The organism is Intrasporangium sp. (assembly GCF_039812505.1).
Classification (GTDB): Bacteria; Actinomycetota; Actinomycetes; order Actinomycetales; family Dermatophilaceae; genus Intrasporangium_A.
This window is the reverse complement of the sequence record NZ_JBDIAQ010000061.1, coordinates 1-20404: the sequence shown is the minus strand read 5'-3', so window position 1 is coordinate 20404 and position 20404 is coordinate 1. Positions and strand designations below refer to the sequence as shown.

Below are 20404 nucleotides of genomic sequence, written 5' to 3'. Positions count from 1 at the left end.
GGCCCCCCGGGCAGCACACCACCCACAATCCCGCCGCGGCCCGATAGTCGGAGATGCCGCCGTGCCGTCCCAGAGATCGCCCCTGACAGCGCCGAACCTGTCTCCCGACGGCACGCGACAAGCGCGCCGCACCCGGCACCGGGGCCCCCTCACCCCCACCGTGCCGCGAGCCGCGTGTACGTCCCGGGTGCGAGCGCCCGCACCGCCATCGGCACCCGCAGCCACCGAGGCACCACCACGAGCTCCCGGTCCTGCCGCACCGCCGCGACGAGCCGGTCCGCGACGAGCTCGGGCGGGACGGGCCTCGGGAAGCGCCGGTCGTACGCCGCGCCGCGCCGCTCGAAGAACGGGGTGTCGACGACACCGGGCACCACCACGGTCACCCGCACCCCCCGCGAGCGAACCTCGGAGGCGAGCCCAGCGGCATACGTCATGACGGCTGCCTTGCTGGCGGCGTAGGCGGACTCGTGGGCCACCCCGAGCACGCCGGCGATGGACCCGACGAAGACCAGGTGCCCGCTCCCCCGTTCGAGCATGCCGGGCAGCACCGCTGCGGTCAGCTCGATCGGGGCCCGCGCGTTGGTCTCGACCAGAGCAGCGAACCCGTCCGCCTGCCCCGCGTCGGACGCCTCGGCGACGAGACCCACGCCCGCGTCGTGCACCAGCACGTCCGGCGGGCTCTCACGCAGCCGGTCGGCCAGCCGGGACCTGGCCGCGGCGTCCGTGAGGTCCACGCGCACCGCCTCACCACCTGTCCGCCGGGCCACCGCGCCAAGCCGCTCGGAGTCGCGGCCCACCACGTCGACGCGGGCTCCCGCGCGGGCCAGCCGCAGGGCCGTCGCCGCGCCGATGCCGGACGAGCCGCCCGTCACCACGGCACGGGCGCCCGCGAGCTGCGTCATCAGCTCCCCCGCTCCATGCTCTCCCGGATCGTCGCCGCCATCAGGTTGGCCCGGTGCGTCAGCATGACGATGCCACCGGTCATGAGCATCAGCAGCAGCACCTGCGCGGTCACTGCGACCGGGCCCTCGGTGAGGCGGTCGCCGAACCACGCCACCCCGAGCCCGATCGAGACCATCGGATCTCCCACGGTGATGATGCCGACCGCCACCGAGCCGACCACCCCCTCCTGGAAGGCGTTCTGGTTGAGCAGGAAACCGAGCGGCCCCACGACGGCCACCGCGTAGAGCTGCCAGTGCGTGAACAGCCCCTCGATCCCGAAGTAGGGCTGGGTCACGAGCGACCGGACCAGGCCGGCGGTGACCCCGTAGAACACCGCGGTCGCGACGGCCAGCGGGATGGACCGGTTCTCCGACCGGACGCGTGCCGCGATGGCCAGGCAGACCACGACGACGCCGGCCAGCGCCAACCCGAGGGGCAGCACCGCCACCCCGCCGATGTTCGACGAGCCCGCCGTCGGCGCGGCCACCACGAGGAAGCCGCTGAGACCCACCAGCGCGAGCAGGGCACCGAGGACCAGCATCGGGTCGACGGGCCGATGCAGGAACAGCGTGCCCCAGAGCAGGAAGAACAGCACTCCGGTCACCAGGATCGGCTGGACCACCGGGAGCGGCGCCGCATGCAGCGCCAGGATCTGCAGGGCGAAGCCCAGTGCGGCGCAGATGACGCCGTACCGGAAGCCGCGGATGCGCACCAGCTCGACGAGCAGGCCCACCCGGAGCGGGACCCGCTCGGGGACGGCGTGGGCGGCCTGGTGCTGCAGCAGTCCGGCAGCGCCGAAGAAGGCCGCCGCCGCGAGCGCCGCAGGGGCCCCGACGAGCCACACCGAGCTCATTGCCGGACCTCGAGCTCGGCCTCCCGCACCGCGTCCGTGACCGCTCGGCTGACCGCCGCTCGGTCGATACCGCGAGCCCGCAGCGCGTCGTCGAGGACGATGCCGAAGCCGACGACCCCGTCCTGCACGACGGCCCCCGCAGTTACCGGGACCCTGTCGGCGAGCGGGACGACGGGGCAGATGGAGCCGACCCTGGCCCCGGCGAACCACCGGTCCCCGCGCGCGGCCGGCATGTACGACACGATCGTGGAGAAGAAGCTGCCGGTGTAGATCGTCCGCGCGGCCAGCGGAGCCACCCGCGCCGGCAGGTGGCCCAGCACGGACATCGCCACATAGGCACCCTGTGGCTCGCCGTGCCGGGCGCGGGCGCGCAGCTGTCCAGCCACCTCGTCGAGACGCTCCCGGAACCCCATCGGCGCGAGGGAGAGGTCGACCGTCACGGCCGCGGTCCAGTTGCCGAAGACCCGGTCGAGGCGGGGTGCACGTCGCGCCACTGGGATCATGGCGCGCAGCGGCAGCGTGCCGTCCACGAGCCCGGCCTGCGTCAGGGTGGCGGCCAGCGCGTGCGCCACGACGGCGATGACGACCTCGTGGGTGCGGCGGTCGCAAGCCGACGCGACCGCCCGCACCCGGGCCTGCTCGACCGTGGCGGTCGCGACGAGCCGTCGCGCCGACTGCGGGGACTCGATGACGGCCCACCGCCCGAAGGTGCGCGCCGCGAGGCTGCCGAGTCCCTGGGCGACCAGGCGCCCCTGCCGCAACCCATGTCGTATGCCGCCCAGCCCGCTCCTGTGCTCCGCTGCCCCGGGCGCGGGCCGCCGTTCGTCGAGCGGGTCCCCGGGTGCAGCGTCGAGCAGGCGGTCGAGCAGGCCGATGAGCGAGATGCCGTCGCCGAGCACGTGGTGGGTCTTGACCAGCAGCAGCGTGCGTCCCTCCTGCGGTGACTGGACGAGGCGGACCCCCCACGGGTATCCGTCCGGTGGGAGCGTCTCGGACCAGTAGTCGTCGCACGCGGCGTCCGCGCCATCGGTGGCCTCGACGGCGGTGATGTGGGTGGCGAGGTCGGCGGCACCGGTCATGTCCCACCCGGGCCGGCGAGACCTGACGAGACGACGGCGAAGGATCGGCAGCCCGGCGACCCGGGGGCCGATGGTCGCGCGGACGTCCTCGACGGTGAGGCCGCGACCCACGGCGTGGTCGAGCTCGAGGACGCCGCCGACCTCCTGGACTCGCAGCGGGGTGTCGGCGTGCAGGAAGAATGCGTCCGAGGAACGCACCCGCCACCTGCGCCCGCTCCGGTGCGGCGGGCGCGCGCTCGCAGCCCGGCGCAGGCTGTCCCCCCGGGAGCGCTGCCCGGCCAGCTCGCCGGCCCGCTGCCCCAGCTCGCGCAGCGCACCCCTGCCGCGGACCGCGGCCTGCACGTACGCGCCGAGCTGCTCCTCGTCGGTGCACAGCTCGGCCAGACCGGCCACGACGAGCAGGTCCGCGTTGGCCTCGCCATGCGCGGCGATGGGGCGGAACATCACCAGCGGGCGGCCCGACGCGATGGCCTCGAGCGCGATGGCGCCGCCGGCGTTGCTCACGACGATGTCCGCGGCGCGCACGAGTGTCGGCATCTGGTCCGTCCACCCGAGCACCCGGAGCCGGTGGGCCGGCACCCCCATGCCCTCCAGGCGCGCCCTCGTGTCGGTGTTGCGTCCGCACGCGGCCACGACCTGCACCCGGTCGGAGGCCTCGAGCAGGGTGCGGACCGTCTGCATGACGTCCCCGAAGGCGTACGCACCGCACGAGACGAGGGCTACCAGGGCGTCCGCCTCGAGACCGAGCCGGTGCCTGGCGTCCGACCGGGACCCGGGGTGGAAGGCCGCCTGGACGGGCAGTGCACAGACTTCGACGACCGCGGCGGGGTCACAGGCGCGGGCCAGGGCCAGGGCGGCGTCGTGGACCACGAAGTTGACGCCCAGGCCGCCGTGGATCCAGAACGGGTGGGGCGCGATGTCCGACACGTAGGCCGCGGTGGGCCGCTGCAGACCACGGTGTCGGTGCAGCCAGGCCAGACCGGCGCTGCCGAGTGGGTAGGTCGAGACGATCAGGTCCGGGTCGAACCGGTCGATCCGGTCGACGAGGCGCCGCCCGGTCCAGCTGCCGGTGAAGCGCTTCGAGGCATCGGCGAACCAGGCGCGCCGCCACAGCTGCGCGTAGAAGAACTCGTAGAGCCACGGGGTGTGCTCGACATTGTCGACGTAGATGCGGCGAAACAGCCGCCCGACACCGGGACCCATGACGTCGAGCGTGTCCAGCCGCTGGATCTCGACGCCGGGCCACACCCCGGCCGCCGCCTGCTCGAGCGCGGTGGCGGTGGCCTCGTGCCCGCCGCCCATGTCGGCCGACAGGACCAGCAGGCGCTGGGGCCCCCCAGCGCTGGGATCTGCGGTCACCACCATCGCCTGCACCACCGTCGCTTACTCCACCGTCGCCCGCACCACCATCGCCCGCACCACCAGCGCCCGAACCACCAGCGCCCGAACCACCAGCGCCCGTCCGCCTCCAACCAGCGTAACGCCGGGTCCGGACAGACCCTGCTGACTGACGACTGACCGCGTGACGGCCCGGCCGGGTCACGGGGCTTCAGCGTGCCCGGCCCCGGCGCGGGCGGCGAGCTGCCGGACCCGCACCACGGCGAGGTCGGGGGTCCAGCCGGTGCGCGTCGCCGGCGGCCCGAGCCGGCTGGCGGCCGACCGGATCCGGTCGCGCAGCGACCGGGGCAGGGTCTGGCCGGCTTCCTCGAGCAGGAGCAGGCCCAGCTCCAGCAGCTCACCGGCACCCGCCGGGTCGCTCTCCGCCCGGGCCGCGCCGAGTCCCGCCGCCGCCTCGCCGACTGCGCCGGGCGCCTCGAAGGCCTGCGGTCCGACCAGCGCCCGGGTGAACCACCCGGCGGCGACCTCGGCCCGGTCCAGGGCCAGCGCCGCCCATCCGGCGTTGGTGGCCGTGGTGGGTGTCGGCTCGATGCCGAAACGTTCGTGGGCCTGGCCGCAGGAGCGTTCGAGCAGGTCGAGCGCCTCGGCCGGCCGGCCCGCATCGAGCAGTGCCAGGGCGATCTTCGGGATGACGGTGACCTGGTGCACCGCGGACAGCGACTCGCCGACGCGGGCCAGCGCCTGGTGGGCGCCGGCCACGGCCAGCTCGTGGTCGCCTGCGGCGGCAGCCACCACGGCCCGGGTGGCAGTGAGCTCCGGCAGGTGGTGCGGCGCACCCGCGGTCGACACCCGCATGGCCTCTGCCAGGCGCGTGGACGCGTTGCTGAGGTCACCGGCCACGTACGCGGCGATGGCCTCCATGAGCAGCAGCAGGCAGGTCCAGTCGGGGTCTGCGACCAGGGCCGTGACCATCCGGTCGTGCCCCTCGGGCGAGAGGTCGAGGTGGTTGGCGAACCCGGCCGCAGCGATCTGCAGCCGGGCGCGTTGCCCTGCCGTGATCCCGCGACGCTCCAGAACGGCACCGGTCCAGCTTTGCCCCGGGCCGCTCGCCTCGATGAACAGCCATCGGCGACACAGCGTCGTGGCGATGTCGGCAGCGACGTCGTCCGCGCCGCGGCCCAGCGCACCCGTCATGGCCTCGAGGTAGTCGTCGTAGTGGTCACCGACGTGTTCGACGAGCCCGTCGGACAACGGTGCGTCGCGCCACATGCCCGCGAACCAGGCCTGGTGCCGGAGCAGGGCGGACTGCTCGTGTCCGGCCCCGACGAGCTCCTCCCGGGCCAGCTCCCGCACCGTGCGCAGCAGCCTGAAGTAGACCCTGTCGCAGACCCGCTCGACTCCCACCAGGTGTTGCCCGGCCAGGTGCTGCACGGCCCGGTCGACATCGGCAGGGGGGTAGTCGACGACGCCCCTGGCCGCGGCCGCGCTGAACCGCCCGGCGAAGACGGACAACCGGGCCAGGACCGCCCTGGTGTCGGGGTCGAGCCGTCCGACACTCCACGCGAGGGCTCCGCGCAGCGACTCGTGGCGCTCCTCGCGCCCCCGGTCGGTCGAGCGCAGCTCGAGTGGTCGTTCGACCCGTAGCAGGTCGCCCAGCTCCCGGCCCGGCTCGGCCCCGGCCGCAGCGGCGAGCAGCTCGATCGCCAGGGGCAGCCCGTCCAGCCGGACCACCGCCCCGGCCACGGCGCGCAGCTCCTGCGCCGACCACGCGGTCGGATCCGGGTCGGGTGCCACGCCACGATCGACGAGCCGCTCCAGCAGCAGCCGCACGGCGGCACAGGACCGCAGCGACTCCACCGGTCCCGCCGGGTCGGGCAGCGGAAGCGGCGCCAGCTCCACCAGCCGCTCGCCGAGCACGTTCAGCGGGACTCGTGAGGCCACGACCAGCTGCACCATCGGGGCGCCCCCCAGGACGGCGGAGGCGAGGGTCGCGGTCGCTTCGGGTGCCCATTCCGCCTCGTCGACCAGGACGACGAGCTGCCGGGAACGCAGTGAGCGCACCAGCGCGGCGACGGCGTCGGCACCGCCCAGGGGGACACCCGAGGTGACCGCCAGGGCGCCGGCCAGGTCGGGCGCGGACTGCCGGGTGTGCGCGCCCACGGAGACGTGCGCGACGGGGGTGCCCGACGGCAGGGCCGCGCCCACGTCCGCCAGCATCCGGGACTTCCCGACGCCCGCCGGTCCCGTGACTGTCACCAGACGACGACCGGCGCGGAGCGCGCCGAGGACCTCGGACCGCTCACGTTCCCGGCCGACGGTGGGCGAGACCGGTACCGGCAACCGACGTCCGCCCGGGCTGTCCCGGTGCCCGACGCCGTCCAGGGTCGCGTCCTGCGCCAGGATCCGGGCGTGTACCTTCCGGGCCGCGACACCCGGGTCGATCCCGAGCTCGGCCCGCAGGGTGCGCCTGAGGGTGTCGAACACGCGCAGCGCGTGGCCGGCCCGACCCAGCCGGTATGCCGCCCGCATGCACAGCACGGCGGCATCCTCGTCGACGGGGTTGGCCGCCAGCAGGTCCTGGGCCAGCGAGAGCGCCTCCGCGGTGGCCCCCGGCGACTCCGGCCGGGCACCCGCGTCGAGCAGGCCCGACGCGAGGTCCATCCGGACGGCCCGGCGCAGCTCGGCCAGCCGCACCCGCTCGGGCCGGACCAGCTCCTCGCGTACCCCGTCGTAGGCGGTGTCACCCGCCCAGAGGGCGAGCGCCTCCCGGCACAGCCGCTCCCGCCGCCCGAGGGGGTCCTCGGCCGGGGCCGTGCGCAGCGCCCCGGCGAGCTCGTCGAACCGGTCCGTGTCCAGGGCTGCGCCGGACCCCAGCAGGTACCCGGCATCCGTCCGGTGCACCAGGTCCGCGCCGAACTGCCGGCGCAACCGGCCCACCACGGTGTGCACCACGCCGACATCCAGCATCGGCGCGGCGTCGTCCCAGACGAGGTCCAGGATCGTTGCGGCGGGTGTCGGCCGTCCGCGACGGATGCACAGCACCGCGAGCACCTCGCGCGGCCGCTCACCCCGCGGCGCGACCGGACCAGCCTCCCCGAGCCGTACCCCGACCGGACCGAGCACCCGGACCTGCACCGTGCCATTGAAGCACAGTGGCACCGTCCGTCACGGTCCTCGGACCGAGCGCCGTCCGCACGGCGGCTGCAAGCGGGATGCGCAGCGTGGCGAGGTCGTCCGGGTCGGCCACCGCGCCGAGCCGCTGGAGCCAGCCCCGCAGCGACCGGTGCTCCGGCAGCACCACCGCCACCAGGCACGGCACGCCCCACCCGTGAGCCACCTGCGCGGCCGCCATCGCCAGGTGCCGGCCGACTCCCCGGCCTTGCCATGCGTCGGCCACCGCGAGCGCCACCTCGGCCTGCGACCCGTCCACCAGCCGGGCCACGTGTGCCAACCCGACCGGCACGCCGTCGACGTCGGCCACCAGCACCGCTCGGGAGCCCGGTGCGACCCGCGCCAGCGCAGCGGCCATCCGCGGCTTCAGCCCACCTCCCAGGCCGGCGTGGAACCTCAGGTACACCGAGCGCTCCGACATCCGGCCCACCACCTGGCCAACCGTCTCCGTGTCGCCGGGGGTCAACGCACGCACCACGCTCGTCCCGGCCAGGCACCCCGCCTGCTCGATCATCACGCCGCCTCCAGTGGTTCGACTCACCTGCGAGGATGCGTGGTGCGCCTCTCACGGACCTGTCACCGGTCCGGCATGCGGCGACCGGCGGGTGTCCGGCGCGTCAGATGAAGAGCATGCCCCCGTCGACCAGCACGGACTGTCCGGTCATGTAGTCGGAGTCCGGTCCGGCCAGGTAGGAGACGAGCTTGGCCACGTCCGCGCCGGTGGACACCCGACCGAGGGTGATCCCGGCCGCCATCGCCGCCATGGACTCGCCCTTGCCGACGTGGTTGATCGCGCCGAGGTCGGCGTCGATCTGCTCCCACATGCTCGTCTCGACGATCCCGGGACAGTAGGCGTTGACGGTGATGCCGTGCGGCGCCCACTCCTGGGCGGCGGCCTGGGTGAGCGCCCGGACGGCGAACTTGCTCGAGCAGTACACCCCGAGCAACGGGAAGCCCTTGTGCGCGGCGATGGAGGCGGCACCGATGATCTTGCCGCCGGTTCCCTGCGCGATCATCTGCCGGGCCGCCTCGGTGTAGCACAGGAAGACGCCGCGGCCGTTGACCCGGTGCACCTGGTCGTACTCCTCGGGCGAGACGTCCAGCAGTGCCTTCGTCTGGGCGATCCCGGCGTTGGCCACCATGACGTCCAGCGAGCCCAGCTGCTGCGCGGTGTCGTGGACGAGGGCGCGCACCGAGGCCGGGTCCGAGACGTCGCCGGTGAGCGCCACGTGGCCACCGGCGGCCACCTCGGGCAGCTCGTTCCGGGTGTCCTCGAGGGCACCGCGCATGGACTCGAGGTCGGACACCGCCACCCGGTGCCCGTCCTGCGCGAGCCGCAGGGCGATCGCCTGGCCGATGCCGCGTGCGGCGCCGGTGACATGGACGTTGCTCATCGTCGGGCTCCTTCACCTGCCGGGGATGATGCGGTTCACCGTATGGGGTGCACCGGGTCCGGACAAGGGACCCGTAGCGCCCAGCAGGCCACCGCCGAGGCCGCCGCGACGTTCAGCGAGTCCACCCCCGCCGCCATCGGGATGCGCACCGTGAGGTCGGCCGACGCGACGGTGCGGGGACGCAGCCCGTCGCCCTCGGTGCCGAGCACGAGCGCGAGCCGCTCGGGAGGGCGGCGCGCGAGGTCGTCGAGGCCGACGGAGCCGGGCGCGAGCGACATCGCGGCCACGGTGAAGCCGGCCCGGTGCAGCAGGTCCACACCGGCCGGCCACGGGTCGATCCGGGTCCACGGCACCTGGAAGACGGTGCCCATCGAGACCCGGACCGAGCGGCGGTACAAGGGGTCGGCGCAGCGGGGTGTCACCAGCACGGCGTCCACGCCGAGGGCTGCCGCGCTGCGGAACACCGCGCCCACGTTCGTGTGGTCCACGACGTCCTCGAGCACCACGACCCGCCGTGCCCCGCGGACGAGGTCGCCCACGGGGGGCAGCGGCGGGCGGTGCATCGCGGCCAGGGCGCCGCGGTGCAGGTGGAAGCCGGTCAGCGCCTCGATGACGTCGTGCTCCCCGACGAAGACCGGCACCCCCCGGGCCTCGGCCCGCGCGACGACGTCGGCGAGGTCGGTGAGCCAGCGTTCGGCCATCAGGTAGGACCGCGGCCGGTGGCCGGCCGCCAGGGCCCGCCGGATGACCTTCTCGCTCTCGGCGATGTAGAGCCCTCGCTCGGGCTCCGTCCGCCGCCGCAGGGCCACGTCGGTCAGCGCCACGTAGTCGGTCAGGCGGGGGTCGGCCGGGTCGGACACGCGCACGGGCACGGCCCACAGGCTAGTCCTCCCTGCTCGGCAGGACCGGTGGCTGCCCACCCGACCCGGCACACGTCATACGTCCACGGGCCGGTCAGGGGAACCAGACGAGCTTGACGATCGCGACCACGCCGATGACCACGATGATCGCGCGCAGGACGTTCGGCGGGAACCGCCGGCCGATGCGCGCACCGATGATGCCCCCGCAGAAGGAACCGACCGCGATGAGGACGACCACGAGCCAGTCGATGTGCTCCCGGGCGAACAGCAGGAAGACGACGGCCGCGACGAGGTTGGCGACCAGCGTCAGCACGTTCTTGTAGCCGTTGAGCCGCTGCAGCGGCTCGCTGGAGAGCACGCTGAGGATGCCCATCAGCAGCACGCCCTGCGCCGCCCCGAAGTACCCGCCGTACATCCCGGCCAGCAGCACCCCGACCGCCATCGCCGGGGCGTGCCAGCGAGGTTGCGGCTCGTCCGCGCCGCGCCTGACCCGGCCCTGGATGCGCGGCCCGAGCACGACCAGCACGACCCCCAGCAGGATCAGCACCGGGACGATCGCGTCGAACGCGGATGACGGCAGCACGAGCAGCAGGGCCGCCCCGACGACCGATCCGACGAGCGAGAGCGGCATGAGCCGGCGCAGCGTCGGACCCTGGCCGGTCAGCTCGTGCCGGTAGCCCCACGACCCGGTGACTCCGCCCGCGACGATCCCGAGGTTGTTCGACACGTTCGCCGTCAGGGGGTTGATGCCGAAGAACAGCAGCGTGGGGAAGGTGAGCAGGGTGCCCGAGCCGACGATCGCGTTGATGGTGCCGGCGCCGACGCCGGCCAGCGCGATCGCGAGCGCGGACCAGACGGACACCCGGTCACCCTACTGTCGACGGCCGGGTGGCGGCTCAGCGGTTGCCGGTGGCGCCACCCTCGTCCGGCCCGTCCACCGGTGCCGCCGGGGGCTGGTCGGGCAGCAGCGCCGGCCGCGCCGGGGGCGGGGGCACCTGGTCGGCCGGCGGGCGGATCGGCGGCTGCTGCCGGCTGACCGGCGAGGCGTGCTCGGTCGACTCTGCACTGGCCTGGGCGGCCTGGCCGCGGGCCTCGGCCAGCGCCTTGGCAGGGTCCTCGAGGACCGTCTCGGCGAACGCGTCGTCGTCGGGAACCCCGGTCTCGACCCAGGGACCCTCGTCGTCCACGACCGACCCGGCCTGCTCCGTGCCGCCGAGCATGCCGCCGATCCCGCGCAGCGCGTCGGTCAGCTCGGACGGGACGATCCACATCTTGTTGCTGTCCCCGCGGGCGATCTGCGGCAGCACCTGCAGGTACTGGTAGGCGAGCAGCTTCTGGGTCGGCCGGCCGCGGTGGATCGCCGAGAAGACCTGCTGGATGGCGCGCGACTGGCCCTGGGCCTCGAGGATGCGGGCCTGTGCCGAGCCCTCGGCCCGCAGGATCTGGCTCTGCTTCTCGCCCTCGGCGGTCAGGATCGCGGACTGCTTGACGCCCTCGGCGGTCAGGATCGCGGCGCGGCGGTCCCGCTCGGCGCGCATCTGCTTCTCCATCGAGTCCTGCACCGAGGCCGGCGGGTCGATCGCCTTCAGCTCGACCCGGTTGACCCGGATGCCCCACTTGCCGGTGGCCTCGTCGAGCACGCCGCGCAGCTGGCCGTTGATCTGGTCCCGGCTCGTCAGGGTCTGCTCCAGGTCGAGCGAGCCGATGACGTTGCGCAGCGTCGTGACGGTCAGCTGCTCGATGCCCTGGATGAAGTTGGCGATCTCGTAGACCGCGGCCTTCGCGTCGATGACGGAGTAGTAGATGACGGTGTCGATGCTGACCACCAGGTTGTCCGACGTGATCACCGGCTGCGGCGGGAAGGTCACGACCTGTTCACGCAGGTCGATGTTGGCCCGCACCTTGTCGACGAACGGCACGAGGAAGTGGATGCCCGCCGTCAGCGTCTTGTTGTAGCTGCCGAGCCGTTCGACGATCTGGGCCGTCTGCTGGGGCACGATCCGCACCGTGCGCAGCACGATGATGAGGGCCACCACGATGACGAGCAACGCGATGATCAGAACTGGGTCCACGGTCGTTGACCTTCCCTGTCTTGGGCGCGGCACCCGGGTTGGCGCGCGCCGCGTGTCACTGCGAACCGGTCGGTCCGCCGATGTCGGTGTGATCGGGCACCCCGCCGATCTGGGCGCGGCTCACGATCGCCGTCGCGCCGTCGATGGACTCGACGACGACCTCCTCACCCGGCTCGATGCTCGAGCCGAGGGTACGGGCGCTCCAGGTCTCGCCGGCCAGCTTGACCCGCCCCCCGGACTGGGTCACCCGGTCGATCACGTAGGCCGAGCGCCCGATGTTGGCCTCGGCTCCCATCTTCTCGCGCTGCGCGGGCGTGAAGCGGTGCTTCAGCCACGGCCGGACGGTGGCCAGCAGGACGACCGCGACGATGGCGCCGACGACGGCCTGCACCGCGAACGAGGCCCCGAAGGCGGCCGCCACCGCGCCGCCGACCGCGCCCCCGGCGAGCATGAGGAACGTGAAGTCCACCGTCACGGCCTCTATCGCGACGAGCGCCAGGGCGACGCCTAGCCAGACCAGCCAGCCATGTCCCTCGAACACGCCGCATCCATCCTTCTGTCGTGGAGCCGAGTCGGTGTGACGTCACCGATTCTGCCCCAGTTCCGCCTCGGGAGGGCCGGGCGCGAGGTCACACCCGGGCCACGGCCCGGCGCCGGGCCGCCCACCTGTCTCCGCGCCGCTCGAGCTCGAGCGGCATCCCGAACGTGGTGGACAGGTTGGCCTCGGTCAGGGTCAGCTCGATCGGCCCGGCCGCGACGACCCGACCGTCCCGCAGCATGAGCACGTCGGTGAAGCCGGGCGGGATCTCCTCGACGTGGTGCGTGACGAGGACGAGCGCGGGCGCCTCGGTGTCGGCGGCCAGGTCACCGAGCCGTTGCACCAGGTCCTCGCGACCCCCGAGGTCCAGGCCCGCGGCGGGCTCGTCGAGGAGCATCAGCTCCGGGTCGGTCATCAGCGCCCGGGCGATCTGCACCCGCTTGCGCTCCCCCTCGCTCAGGGTCCCGTAGCGGCGGTCCGCGAGGTGGTCGGCACCGAGCGAGTGCAGCAGCCTCATCGCGCGCGCGTAGTCCATGTCGTCGTACTGCTCCCTCCAGCGGCCCACGATCCCGTACGCCGCCGTGACCACCACGTTGCCGACGATCTCCCGGGCGGGGATGCGCTCGGCCATCGACGCGCTGGCCAGGCCGATCCGGGGGCGCAGCTCGAAGACGTCGACGGCACCGAGGACCTCGTCCAGGACCCCGGCGACGCCGCTGGTCGGGTGCATGCGCGCGGCCGCGATCGACAGGAGCGTCGTCTTGCCGGCGCCGTTGGGCCCGAGCACCACCCAGCGCTCGCCCTCCTCGACCTCCCAGTCGACGCCGTCGAGCAGCTTCGCGTTGCCGCGACGCACGGTGACATCGGCGAAGGCCAGCACGTCGCTCATGGGAGCGACCCTATGCCACCGGCGCGGAGGCGGCTGGGCGGCATACCGTTGGCCGCCGGTGCCCGGCGCCTACGATGGCGAGGTGTCCGAGCTGCCCGCGTCCGTGCGCCTGGCGCTGTGGACGACGGCGGCGTGGCGGGGCGACCTCGCGCTGGCGGACGCGATCGAGCGCTCCTTCCCGGGTGTCGACCACGTGAGCGGCCTCGGGCCGACCCTGCAGGCCTGGGGCGACATCGGCGAGCGGGCCCTGCTGGTGGCCCTGCCCAGCCCGGGGCGCCTGGAGGGGATGCCGCGCTGTGCCCCCGCGGTCGCCGGCCACGCCGCCCAGGCCGGCGAGTGCCTGCACGTGGCCGGGGTCGGCGGGATGCTCGTACCCACCCTGAGCGAGTACGGCCCGTCGGGCGACACCGGGGTGCGCGTCGACTGGACCGCCTATGAGGCCGAGCCCGTGCCGCGGCACCGGCTCGAGATGCTCGACCTGCGCCAGGCCGAGCGCGAGCTGCTCGAGCGGATGCGAGGACATGCCGACCGGCTCGAGGCCGTGGGCGGGCAGCCGTGGGAGCGGGCCGTGCGGGCGGAGGCCGAGACCGGTCTGCGGCACTCGCTGTGGGGCCTGCCCGAGCAGGTCCCGGGTCCGACGCTGCGTGTCATGGCGACCGCCGCCCTCGTGTCGCAGGCGGCGGGTCGGGGCCGGTCGCTGACCGCCCTGGGGTCGCACGGCCCCGACGCCATGACGACGGACCGCCGCGAGGCGCTGCTGCGCTCGTTGGCCGCCGACGCCGACCGGGCCCTGGCCGAGGCGACCAACGTCGCCGTCATGGTGCTGGCCGGCTGGCGCCCGGCCTGACGGGCGCGGCGGCCGACGGTACCGGCAGAGCTCAGGCGCCCACGCCGATCGACCGGTACACCTGCAGGGTCTGCTCGCCGATCGACGACCAGGAGAAGGACTCGATGGCGCGGGCCCGCCCGGCGACCCCCATCCGGCTCGCCCGGGACCGGTCGGAGATCGCCTCGCCCAGGGCGGCGGCGAGGTCGGCGACGAAGCGGTCCGGGTCGACCGGGGTGCCGGTGCCGTCCTGCACCTGCTCGATCGGGACGAGCCAGCCGGTCTCACCGTCCACGACGACCTCGGGGATGCCCCCGGTCGCGGTCGCGACGACCGGCAACTCGCAGGCCATGGCCTCCAGGTTGACGATGCCGAGCGGCTCGTATACCGAGGGACAGGCGAACACCGTGCCGTGGCTGAGCAGCGCGACGACCTCCGGGCGCGGCAGCATGTCGGCGATCCAGAACACGCCGCTCCGGGTCTTGCGCAGGTCGTCGATGAGCTGTTCGACCTCGGCCATGATCTCGGCGGTGTCCGGTGCGCCCGCGCAGAAGACCAGCTGGACCTGCGGGTCCAGGTCGCGCACGGCGCGCAGCAGGTAGGGCAGACCCTTCTGCCGGGTGATCCGGCCGACGAACACGACCGCCGGGGCGTCGGGGTCGACGCCGTGCTTCTGCACGGCCGCCCGGGCCTCGGGCGAGCGGTCCGGCTGCCACAGCTGCGAGTCGATCCCGTTGTGCACGACGTGCACCCGGGCCGGGTCGAGCGCGGGATAGCTGCGCAGGATGTCTGCGCGCATCCCGCCGCTGACCGCGATCACCGCGGCTGCCGCCTCGTACGCGGTGCGCTCGGCGAAGGACGACACGCGGTAGCCGCCGCCGAGCTGCTCGGCCTTCCACGGGCGCATCGGCTCGAGCGAGTGCGCGGTGACCACGTGGGGCATGCCGCCGAGCAGCGCGGCCAGGTGCCCGCCGAGGTTGGCGTACCAGGTGTGCGAGTGCACCACGTCGGCCCCGACGCAGTCGTCCGCCATCGTCACGTCGACCCCGAGCGTCTGGATCGCGGCGTTCGCGCCGGCCAGCTGCGGCAGGTCGGGGTATGCCGTCGTGCCGGCCTCGTCGCGAGGCTCGCCGAAGCAGCGCACCCGGACGTCGAGGTCCCCGCGCGCCCGCAGCGCCCGGACCAGCTCGGCCACGTGAACACCTGCCCCCCCGTAGATCGCCGGCGGGTACTCCTTGCTGAGAATGTCGACGCGCACGGCCCGAGCGTATCGGGACCTGGGGCCGAATGGGCTCCCGGCCCGCCGATGCCCCGTCCGGGCCGTGGCCCCTCCCCCCATCCGGTCCCCTGCCCCTAGGGTGTGGACATGGCACGCCGCAGCCCGTCATCAGGTCCGAAGGTCCTCGCCGTCGTACTCGCCGGGGGGGAGGGCAAACGGCTGATGCCGCTGACCGCCGACCGCGCCAAGCCGGCGGTCCCGTTCGGGGGCATCTACCGGCTCATCGACTTCGCACTGTCCAACGTGGTCAACTCCGGCTACCTGCAGGTGGTCGTGCTGACCCAGTACAAGTCGCACAGCCTGGACACGCACGTGACCAAGACCTGGCGGCTGTCGACCCTGCTCGGCAACTACATCACCACCGTCCCCGCCCAGCAGCGGGTGAGCAAGTCGTGGTACCGGGGCAGCGCGGACGCGATCTTCCAGAGCCTCAACCTCGTGCACGACGCGAAGCCGAAGTACATCGTCGTGGTGGGCGCCGACCACGTCTACCGGATGGACTTCAGCCAGATGGTCGACCAGCACATCGAGTCCGGCCGCGGGATGACCATCGCGGCGATCCGGCAGCCGATCTCGCTGGCCAACCAGTTCGGCGTCATCGAGGTCGACCCCGCCGACCGCACCCGGATCTCGGCGTTCCTGGAGAAGCCGGAGCACCCGAGCGGGCTGCCGGACAGTCCCGACGAGGTCCTCGCGTCGATGGGCAACTACGTCTTCACTGCCGACGCGCTCGAGGAGGCGGTGAGCCTCGACCAGGAACTCGACGAGACCAAGCACGACATGGGCGGTGACATCGTCCCGGCCTTCGTGTCCCGGGGCGACGCGGGCGTCTACGACTTCAAGGACAACGAGGTGCCGGGGGCGACCGAGCGCGACCGCGGCTACTGGCGCGACGTCGGCACGCTCGACTCCTACTACGAGGCACACATGGACCTCGTCTCGATCCACCCGATCTTCAACCTCTACAACTATGAGTGGCCGATCTACACCCAGCACACGCCCTACCCGCCGGCCAAGTTCGTGCACGGCACGGGCGACCGCGTGGGCGAGGCACTCAACTCCGCGGTGTCCCCGGGTGTCGTCATCTCCGGTGCCCACGCCTACTCCTCGGTCCTGTCCCCGCTCGTGCACCTGCACTCGTACGCGAGCGTGCAGGGCTCGGTGCTGCTGGACAGGGTCAGCGTGGGCCGGCACGCCCAGATCCGGCGCGCCATCATCGACAAGAACGTCATCGTGCCCGAGGGGGCCGAGATCGGCGTCGACCACGACCACGACCGCGAGCGCGGGTTCACCGTCACCGAGTCCGGCGTAGTCGTGGTCGGCAAGGGCCAGCTGGTCACCGTCTGACATCGGCCCGGCGGACGGCCGGGTTCGGCTCCGGCAGCCGCTGACGGCCCTATCGTCGGACCATGGCGACGAGCGCACCGGACCGGTCGGCAGGACTCCTGCGCTACGGGATCGAGGCCCCCTACGTGCCGGCCGCGCTGGGCGCGGGGGCGCTGGTCTGCCTCGTGCTGGCCGGGCTGTCCCGCTTCTGGGTCTGGGCTCTGGTCGGGCTGGTCCTGCTGGCGCAGACCGTGGTGTTCCTGAACACCACGCTGCGCGGCAAGCTGCGCATCTGGGAGGCCGAGCTGGACCGGCTCGCCCTGCGTGGTGACGAGCGGCTGCTCGACCTGGGGTGCGGTCGCGGCGCGGTCCTGATCGCGGCCGCGCAGCGGCTGCCCCGGGGCCGGGCCGAGGGCGTGGACCTGTGGCGCAGCAGGGACCAGAGCGGCAACGACCCGGAGACGACCCGGCACAACGCCGTGGCCGCCGGAGTGGCCGACCGGGTCGAGCTGCACACCGCCGACCTGGCCGCGCTGCCCTTCCCCGACGACACCTTCGACGTCGTCACCAGCGCGCTGGCGATCCACAACATCCCGGATGCCGCCCAGCGCGAGCAGGCGGTGCGCGAGGCGGTCCGGGTGCTGCGACCCGGAGGGCGGCTGGCGGTCGCCGACATCTCCCACACGGGCGACTACGCCACCGTCCTGCGCTCGATCGCCACCGACGTCACGACCCGGGGGCTCGGCCCGGGCTACTGGTACGCCGGTCCGTGGATGGCGGCGCGGATGGTCACCGCCGTCAAGCCGGGCGCCGAGCCGCGCGAAACGCGTCCCACCGCCGAGCGGCCACCGACGCCGGAGCCGTGACCCGAACGTGACGGAAGCGGACATTATCCGCTGACCCGGCCGTTCCCGGACCATCTACGACATTCTGCTGCAAACCACCCCACGTTCTGCAAGACTTCATCCCGGCCTGCCCGGGTCAGCGGCCGTCGGTGACGGCGCCGGGTCACCCGGACGACTGGGCGCGAGCACGGCGTTCGCCCACCCCACCGGGGCGTGGCCGACGTCCTCGCCGGTGCGGCGCCCGTCCTCGGCGAGCAACCGCTCGTCCAACACTCGAGGGGGCCGGTGGTGCCGAGAGGGCCCCGGCCGGAGAGGGGACCTGATGAAGGGCAGAACCTTCAGAGGGGTCATCGCCGCTGCCGCGTTGTCGCTGGCGGCGGCGGTCGGGGCAGTGCCAGTGGCCCCGGCCAGCGTTGCCGCACCAGCCGGCACGCTGCACTATCCCGACCTGCAGAACATCATCCCGCCCGGTGACATGTCGATCTACGGGACCGGCTCGGCGCGGGAGCTGCGGTACACGCATCTGCTGTACAACGGCGGCGACGGGCCGCTGGAGATCCAGCCGCAGTACAACAACGCCGCCGGCGTCTACCAGGGCGTCCAGCGCATCTACACCCACGACGGCGACGACAGCTGGTCGATCGCCAAGCAGTCGCGGGTCGCCGGGGCGTTCGTCTACCACGCCGAGCACGGCCACTTCCACTTCCCGATGGCCTCCTTCGGGCTGTATGCCGTGGCCGCCGACGGGGGCGTCGGTGACCCGGTCACGATGAGCCCGAAGAACGGCTTCTGCATCGCCGACTCGTACATCTACAACTCGACGCTGGAGCACTCCGGCACGTTCGGCTACAGCGGCGGTACGTGCACCGACCCGAGCGCCATCCGCGGGATCTCGGTCGGCGGCGCCGACGAGTACGACTACCGCGATCCGGGCCAGTCGGTGCCGATCGACGGCGTGCCCGACGGGACCTACTGGTTCCGCGCGCTCGTCGACCCGTACAACTACTTCCAGGAGAGCGACAAGGCCAACAACGAGACCGACGTCAAGGTCCGCATCACCGGCAGCACGCTGCAGACGCTGGAGACGGTCTACCCGGACTCGACGCCACCACCGGCGAGCCTGACCGCGCCGGCCGACGGGTCGCAGGTGCACGGAACGGTCACGCTGACCGCGGCCACGCCACCGGCCGGCAGCCGAGGCGTCCAGTTCATCGTCGACGGCACGCCGGTGGGCAGCCCCGTCACCTCCGCCCCGTTCGACTACGCGTGGGACACCACGACGGTCACCAACGGCACGCACTGGGTCGCGGCACAGGTCACCGACGCGCACGGCTACATCGGCACCTCGGCCGTCGCCGAGGTCACCGTCTCCAACGGCACCACACCGCCACCACCGCCGCCGGAGGGCGTGCTCGCGCTCGACCAGCAGGCCTCCGCCGAGGGGACCGGCCCGGTGACCGCCACGCTCTCGACCGGTGGCTCGCACGACGTGCTGCTGGCCTTCGTCGGCGGCGACGGGCCCGGCTCGGGCGGGGAGACCGCCACCGTCAGCGGCGCGGGCCTCGACTGGTCGCTGGTGCGGCGGACGAACGGCCAGGGCGGCACCTCCGAGATCTGGCAGGCCAAGGCGTCCGGTGTCCTGTCCGACGCGGCGATCACCTCGACGCTCGGGCACGACGGCTACGACCAGTCGCTGACCGTCGTGGCGTTCTCCGGCGCCTCGGGGGTCGGCACGTCCGCCGGCACCAGCGGCGCCACCGGCGCACCGAGCGTCAGCCTGGCCACGACCACCGCCGGTGCCTGGGTCTACGGGGTCGGCAACGACTACGACCAGGCGCTGCCGCGCACCGTCGGAGCCGACCAACGGATCGTGCACCAGTGGGTCGACAGTCGCACCGGTGACACCTACTGGGTGCAGTCGCGCACCTCGGCCACCGCGGCCAAGGGCACGACGGTGACCATCGACGACCCGCAGCCCGCCGGGAACCGGTGGAACCTGACGGCCGTCGAGGTGCTGCCCAGCACCCCGCCCGCCCCGCCGCCGCCGGACACCACCGCACCGTCCGTGAGCATCAGCGACCCGGCAGACGGCGCCACCGTCTCGGGCAACGTGCGGATCGCGGCCGTGGCCAGCGACGACGTCGGGGTGGCCGACGTGACCTTCAGGGTCGACGGCGTACAGGTCGGGCAGCCGGTCACCGCCCCGCCGTTCACGACCACGTGGTCCACGACCTCGGCGACCGCCGGGAAGCACACGATCACCGCGGTGGCCGCCGACGCGGCGGGCAACACGACGACCTCCGCGCCGGTCACGGTGACGGTGGACAACTCGACGCCGCCGCCGGCGCTGATCGCGGTCGACGCGCAGGTGTCGAAGGACGCGTCGAACACGATGACCACGCCCGCCTTCTCGACCTCGGAGCCGGGTGACGTGCTGGTCGCGCTCGTGGCCTACGACGGGCCGGCCTCCGCCGCGCAGACCGCGACGGTGTCCGGGGCGGGGCTGAGCTGGACGCTGGTCAAGCGCAGCAACATCCAGTCGGGCACCTCCGAGATCTGGTCGGCCAAGGCGTCCGGCACGCTGACGAACGCCACGGTCACCTCCGCGCCGGGACGCAAGGGCTACCACGGCTCGCTGACGGTCCTGGCGTTCCGCAACGCCGACGACGTCGGCGTGGCGGGGGCGGCCAGCGCGCCGACCGGCGAACCGGACGTGTACCTGCCCGGCGTCGAGCCGGGGGCCTGGGTCTTCGCGGTCGGCAACGACTGGGACCGTGCCGTGGCCCGGACCCCGGTCGACGGCCAGGTGCTCGTGCACCAGCGCGTCGACACCTCCGTCGGTGACACGTTCTGGGCACAGTCGACCAAGACGCCGAGCACCATCCTCGGCGTCGTCGACATCCACGACAGCGCCCCGGCGAACGACCAGTGGAACTACGCGGCCGTGGCCGTGCTGCCCGCGCCGGGCAGCTGACCGCGGCGGCCGGGCGCC

The 20404-nt window shown here is 73.5% G+C and carries 16 protein-coding genes; 4 read left to right on the top strand and 12 right to left on the bottom strand.

The window, feature by feature from the left end:
* Positions 1-149: 149 nt before the first annotated feature.
* The 11 genes from WMI84_RS09830 to WMI84_RS09780 form a co-directional block, all read right to left on the bottom strand.
* Positions 150-902, bottom strand: a complete 753-nt coding sequence (locus WMI84_RS09830; protein ID WP_347352644.1) for an SDR family NAD(P)-dependent oxidoreductase — start codon at positions 900-902, stop codon at positions 150-152.
* Complete coding sequence (locus WMI84_RS09825) at positions 902-1795, bottom strand: DMT family transporter (protein ID WP_347352642.1); 894 nt, start codon at positions 1793-1795, stop codon at positions 902-904. The genes WMI84_RS09830 and WMI84_RS09825 overlap by 1 nt, the downstream gene beginning before the upstream one ends.
* The gene (locus tag WMI84_RS09820) at positions 1792-4233 is read right to left on the bottom strand and encodes a glycosyltransferase (RefSeq protein ID WP_347352640.1); all 2442 of its coding nucleotides are present in this window, start codon (positions 4231-4233) and stop codon (positions 1792-1794) included. The genes WMI84_RS09825 and WMI84_RS09820 overlap by 4 nt, the downstream gene beginning before the upstream one ends.
* A 180-nt stretch (positions 4234-4413) precedes the next feature.
* Positions 4414-7347, bottom strand: coding sequence for a BTAD domain-containing putative transcriptional regulator (locus tag WMI84_RS09815; protein ID WP_347352638.1), 2934 nt, complete (start codon positions 7345-7347; stop codon positions 4414-4416).
* Positions 7277-7897, bottom strand: coding sequence for a GNAT family N-acetyltransferase (locus WMI84_RS09810; protein ID WP_347352636.1), 621 nt, complete (start codon positions 7895-7897; stop codon positions 7277-7279). The genes WMI84_RS09815 and WMI84_RS09810 overlap by 71 nt, the downstream gene beginning before the upstream one ends.
* A 103-nt stretch (positions 7898-8000) precedes the next feature.
* Positions 8001-8777: an SDR family oxidoreductase gene (locus WMI84_RS09805; protein ID WP_347352634.1), complete on the bottom strand. Its 777-nt coding sequence runs from the start codon at positions 8775-8777 to the stop codon at positions 8001-8003.
* A 35-nt stretch (positions 8778-8812) separates the two neighbouring features.
* Complete coding sequence (locus WMI84_RS09800) at positions 8813-9649, bottom strand: RNA methyltransferase (RefSeq protein WP_347352632.1); 837 nt, start codon at positions 9647-9649, stop codon at positions 8813-8815.
* A gap of 82 nt (positions 9650-9731) precedes the next feature.
* Positions 9732-10499, bottom strand: a complete 768-nt coding sequence (locus WMI84_RS09795; protein ID WP_347352630.1) for a sulfite exporter TauE/SafE family protein — start codon at positions 10497-10499, stop codon at positions 9732-9734.
* A 34-nt stretch (positions 10500-10533) separates the two neighbouring features.
* On the bottom strand, positions 10534-11709 hold the full coding sequence (locus tag WMI84_RS09790; RefSeq protein ID WP_347352628.1) for an SPFH domain-containing protein: 1176 nt from the start codon (positions 11707-11709) through the stop codon (positions 10534-10536).
* Between the two features lie 55 nt (positions 11710-11764).
* Positions 11765-12250, bottom strand: coding sequence for an NfeD family protein (locus WMI84_RS09785; RefSeq protein WP_347352626.1), 486 nt, complete (start codon positions 12248-12250; stop codon positions 11765-11767).
* A gap of 88 nt (positions 12251-12338) precedes the next feature.
* Positions 12339-13136, bottom strand: a complete 798-nt coding sequence (locus tag WMI84_RS09780) for an ABC transporter ATP-binding protein (protein WP_347352624.1) — start codon at positions 13134-13136, stop codon at positions 12339-12341.
* 82 nt (positions 13137-13218) lie between these two features.
* Between WMI84_RS09780 and WMI84_RS09775 the strand changes: the two genes are divergently transcribed.
* Positions 13219-13983 carry a hypothetical protein gene (locus WMI84_RS09775; protein WP_347352622.1) on the top strand — a complete coding sequence of 255 codons (765 nt, stop codon included), beginning with the start codon at positions 13219-13221 and terminating at the stop codon, positions 13981-13983.
* A 31-nt stretch (positions 13984-14014) separates the two neighbouring features.
* Here WMI84_RS09775 and glgA read toward each other — a convergent pair whose 3' ends face one another.
* The gene (gene glgA / locus WMI84_RS09770) at positions 14015-15220 is read right to left on the bottom strand and encodes a glycogen synthase (protein WP_347352620.1); all 1206 of its coding nucleotides are present in this window, start codon (positions 15218-15220) and stop codon (positions 14015-14017) included.
* Between the two features lie 108 nt (positions 15221-15328).
* Between glgA and glgC the strand changes: the two genes are divergently transcribed.
* From glgC to WMI84_RS09755, 3 genes are all read left to right on the top strand, one after another.
* Positions 15329-16588, top strand: a complete 1260-nt coding sequence (gene glgC, locus WMI84_RS09765; RefSeq protein WP_347352618.1) for a glucose-1-phosphate adenylyltransferase — start codon at positions 15329-15331, stop codon at positions 16586-16588.
* 62 nt (positions 16589-16650) lie between these two features.
* Positions 16651-17433 (top strand): methyltransferase domain-containing protein, encoded by a 783-nt coding sequence (locus WMI84_RS09760; RefSeq protein ID WP_347352616.1) that lies wholly within the window; start codon positions 16651-16653, stop codon positions 17431-17433.
* A gap of 301 nt (positions 17434-17734) precedes the next feature.
* Positions 17735-20386 (top strand): Ig-like domain-containing protein, encoded by a 2652-nt coding sequence (locus WMI84_RS09755; RefSeq protein ID WP_347352614.1) that lies wholly within the window; start codon positions 17735-17737, stop codon positions 20384-20386.
* Positions 20387-20404: the final 18 nt, after the last annotated feature.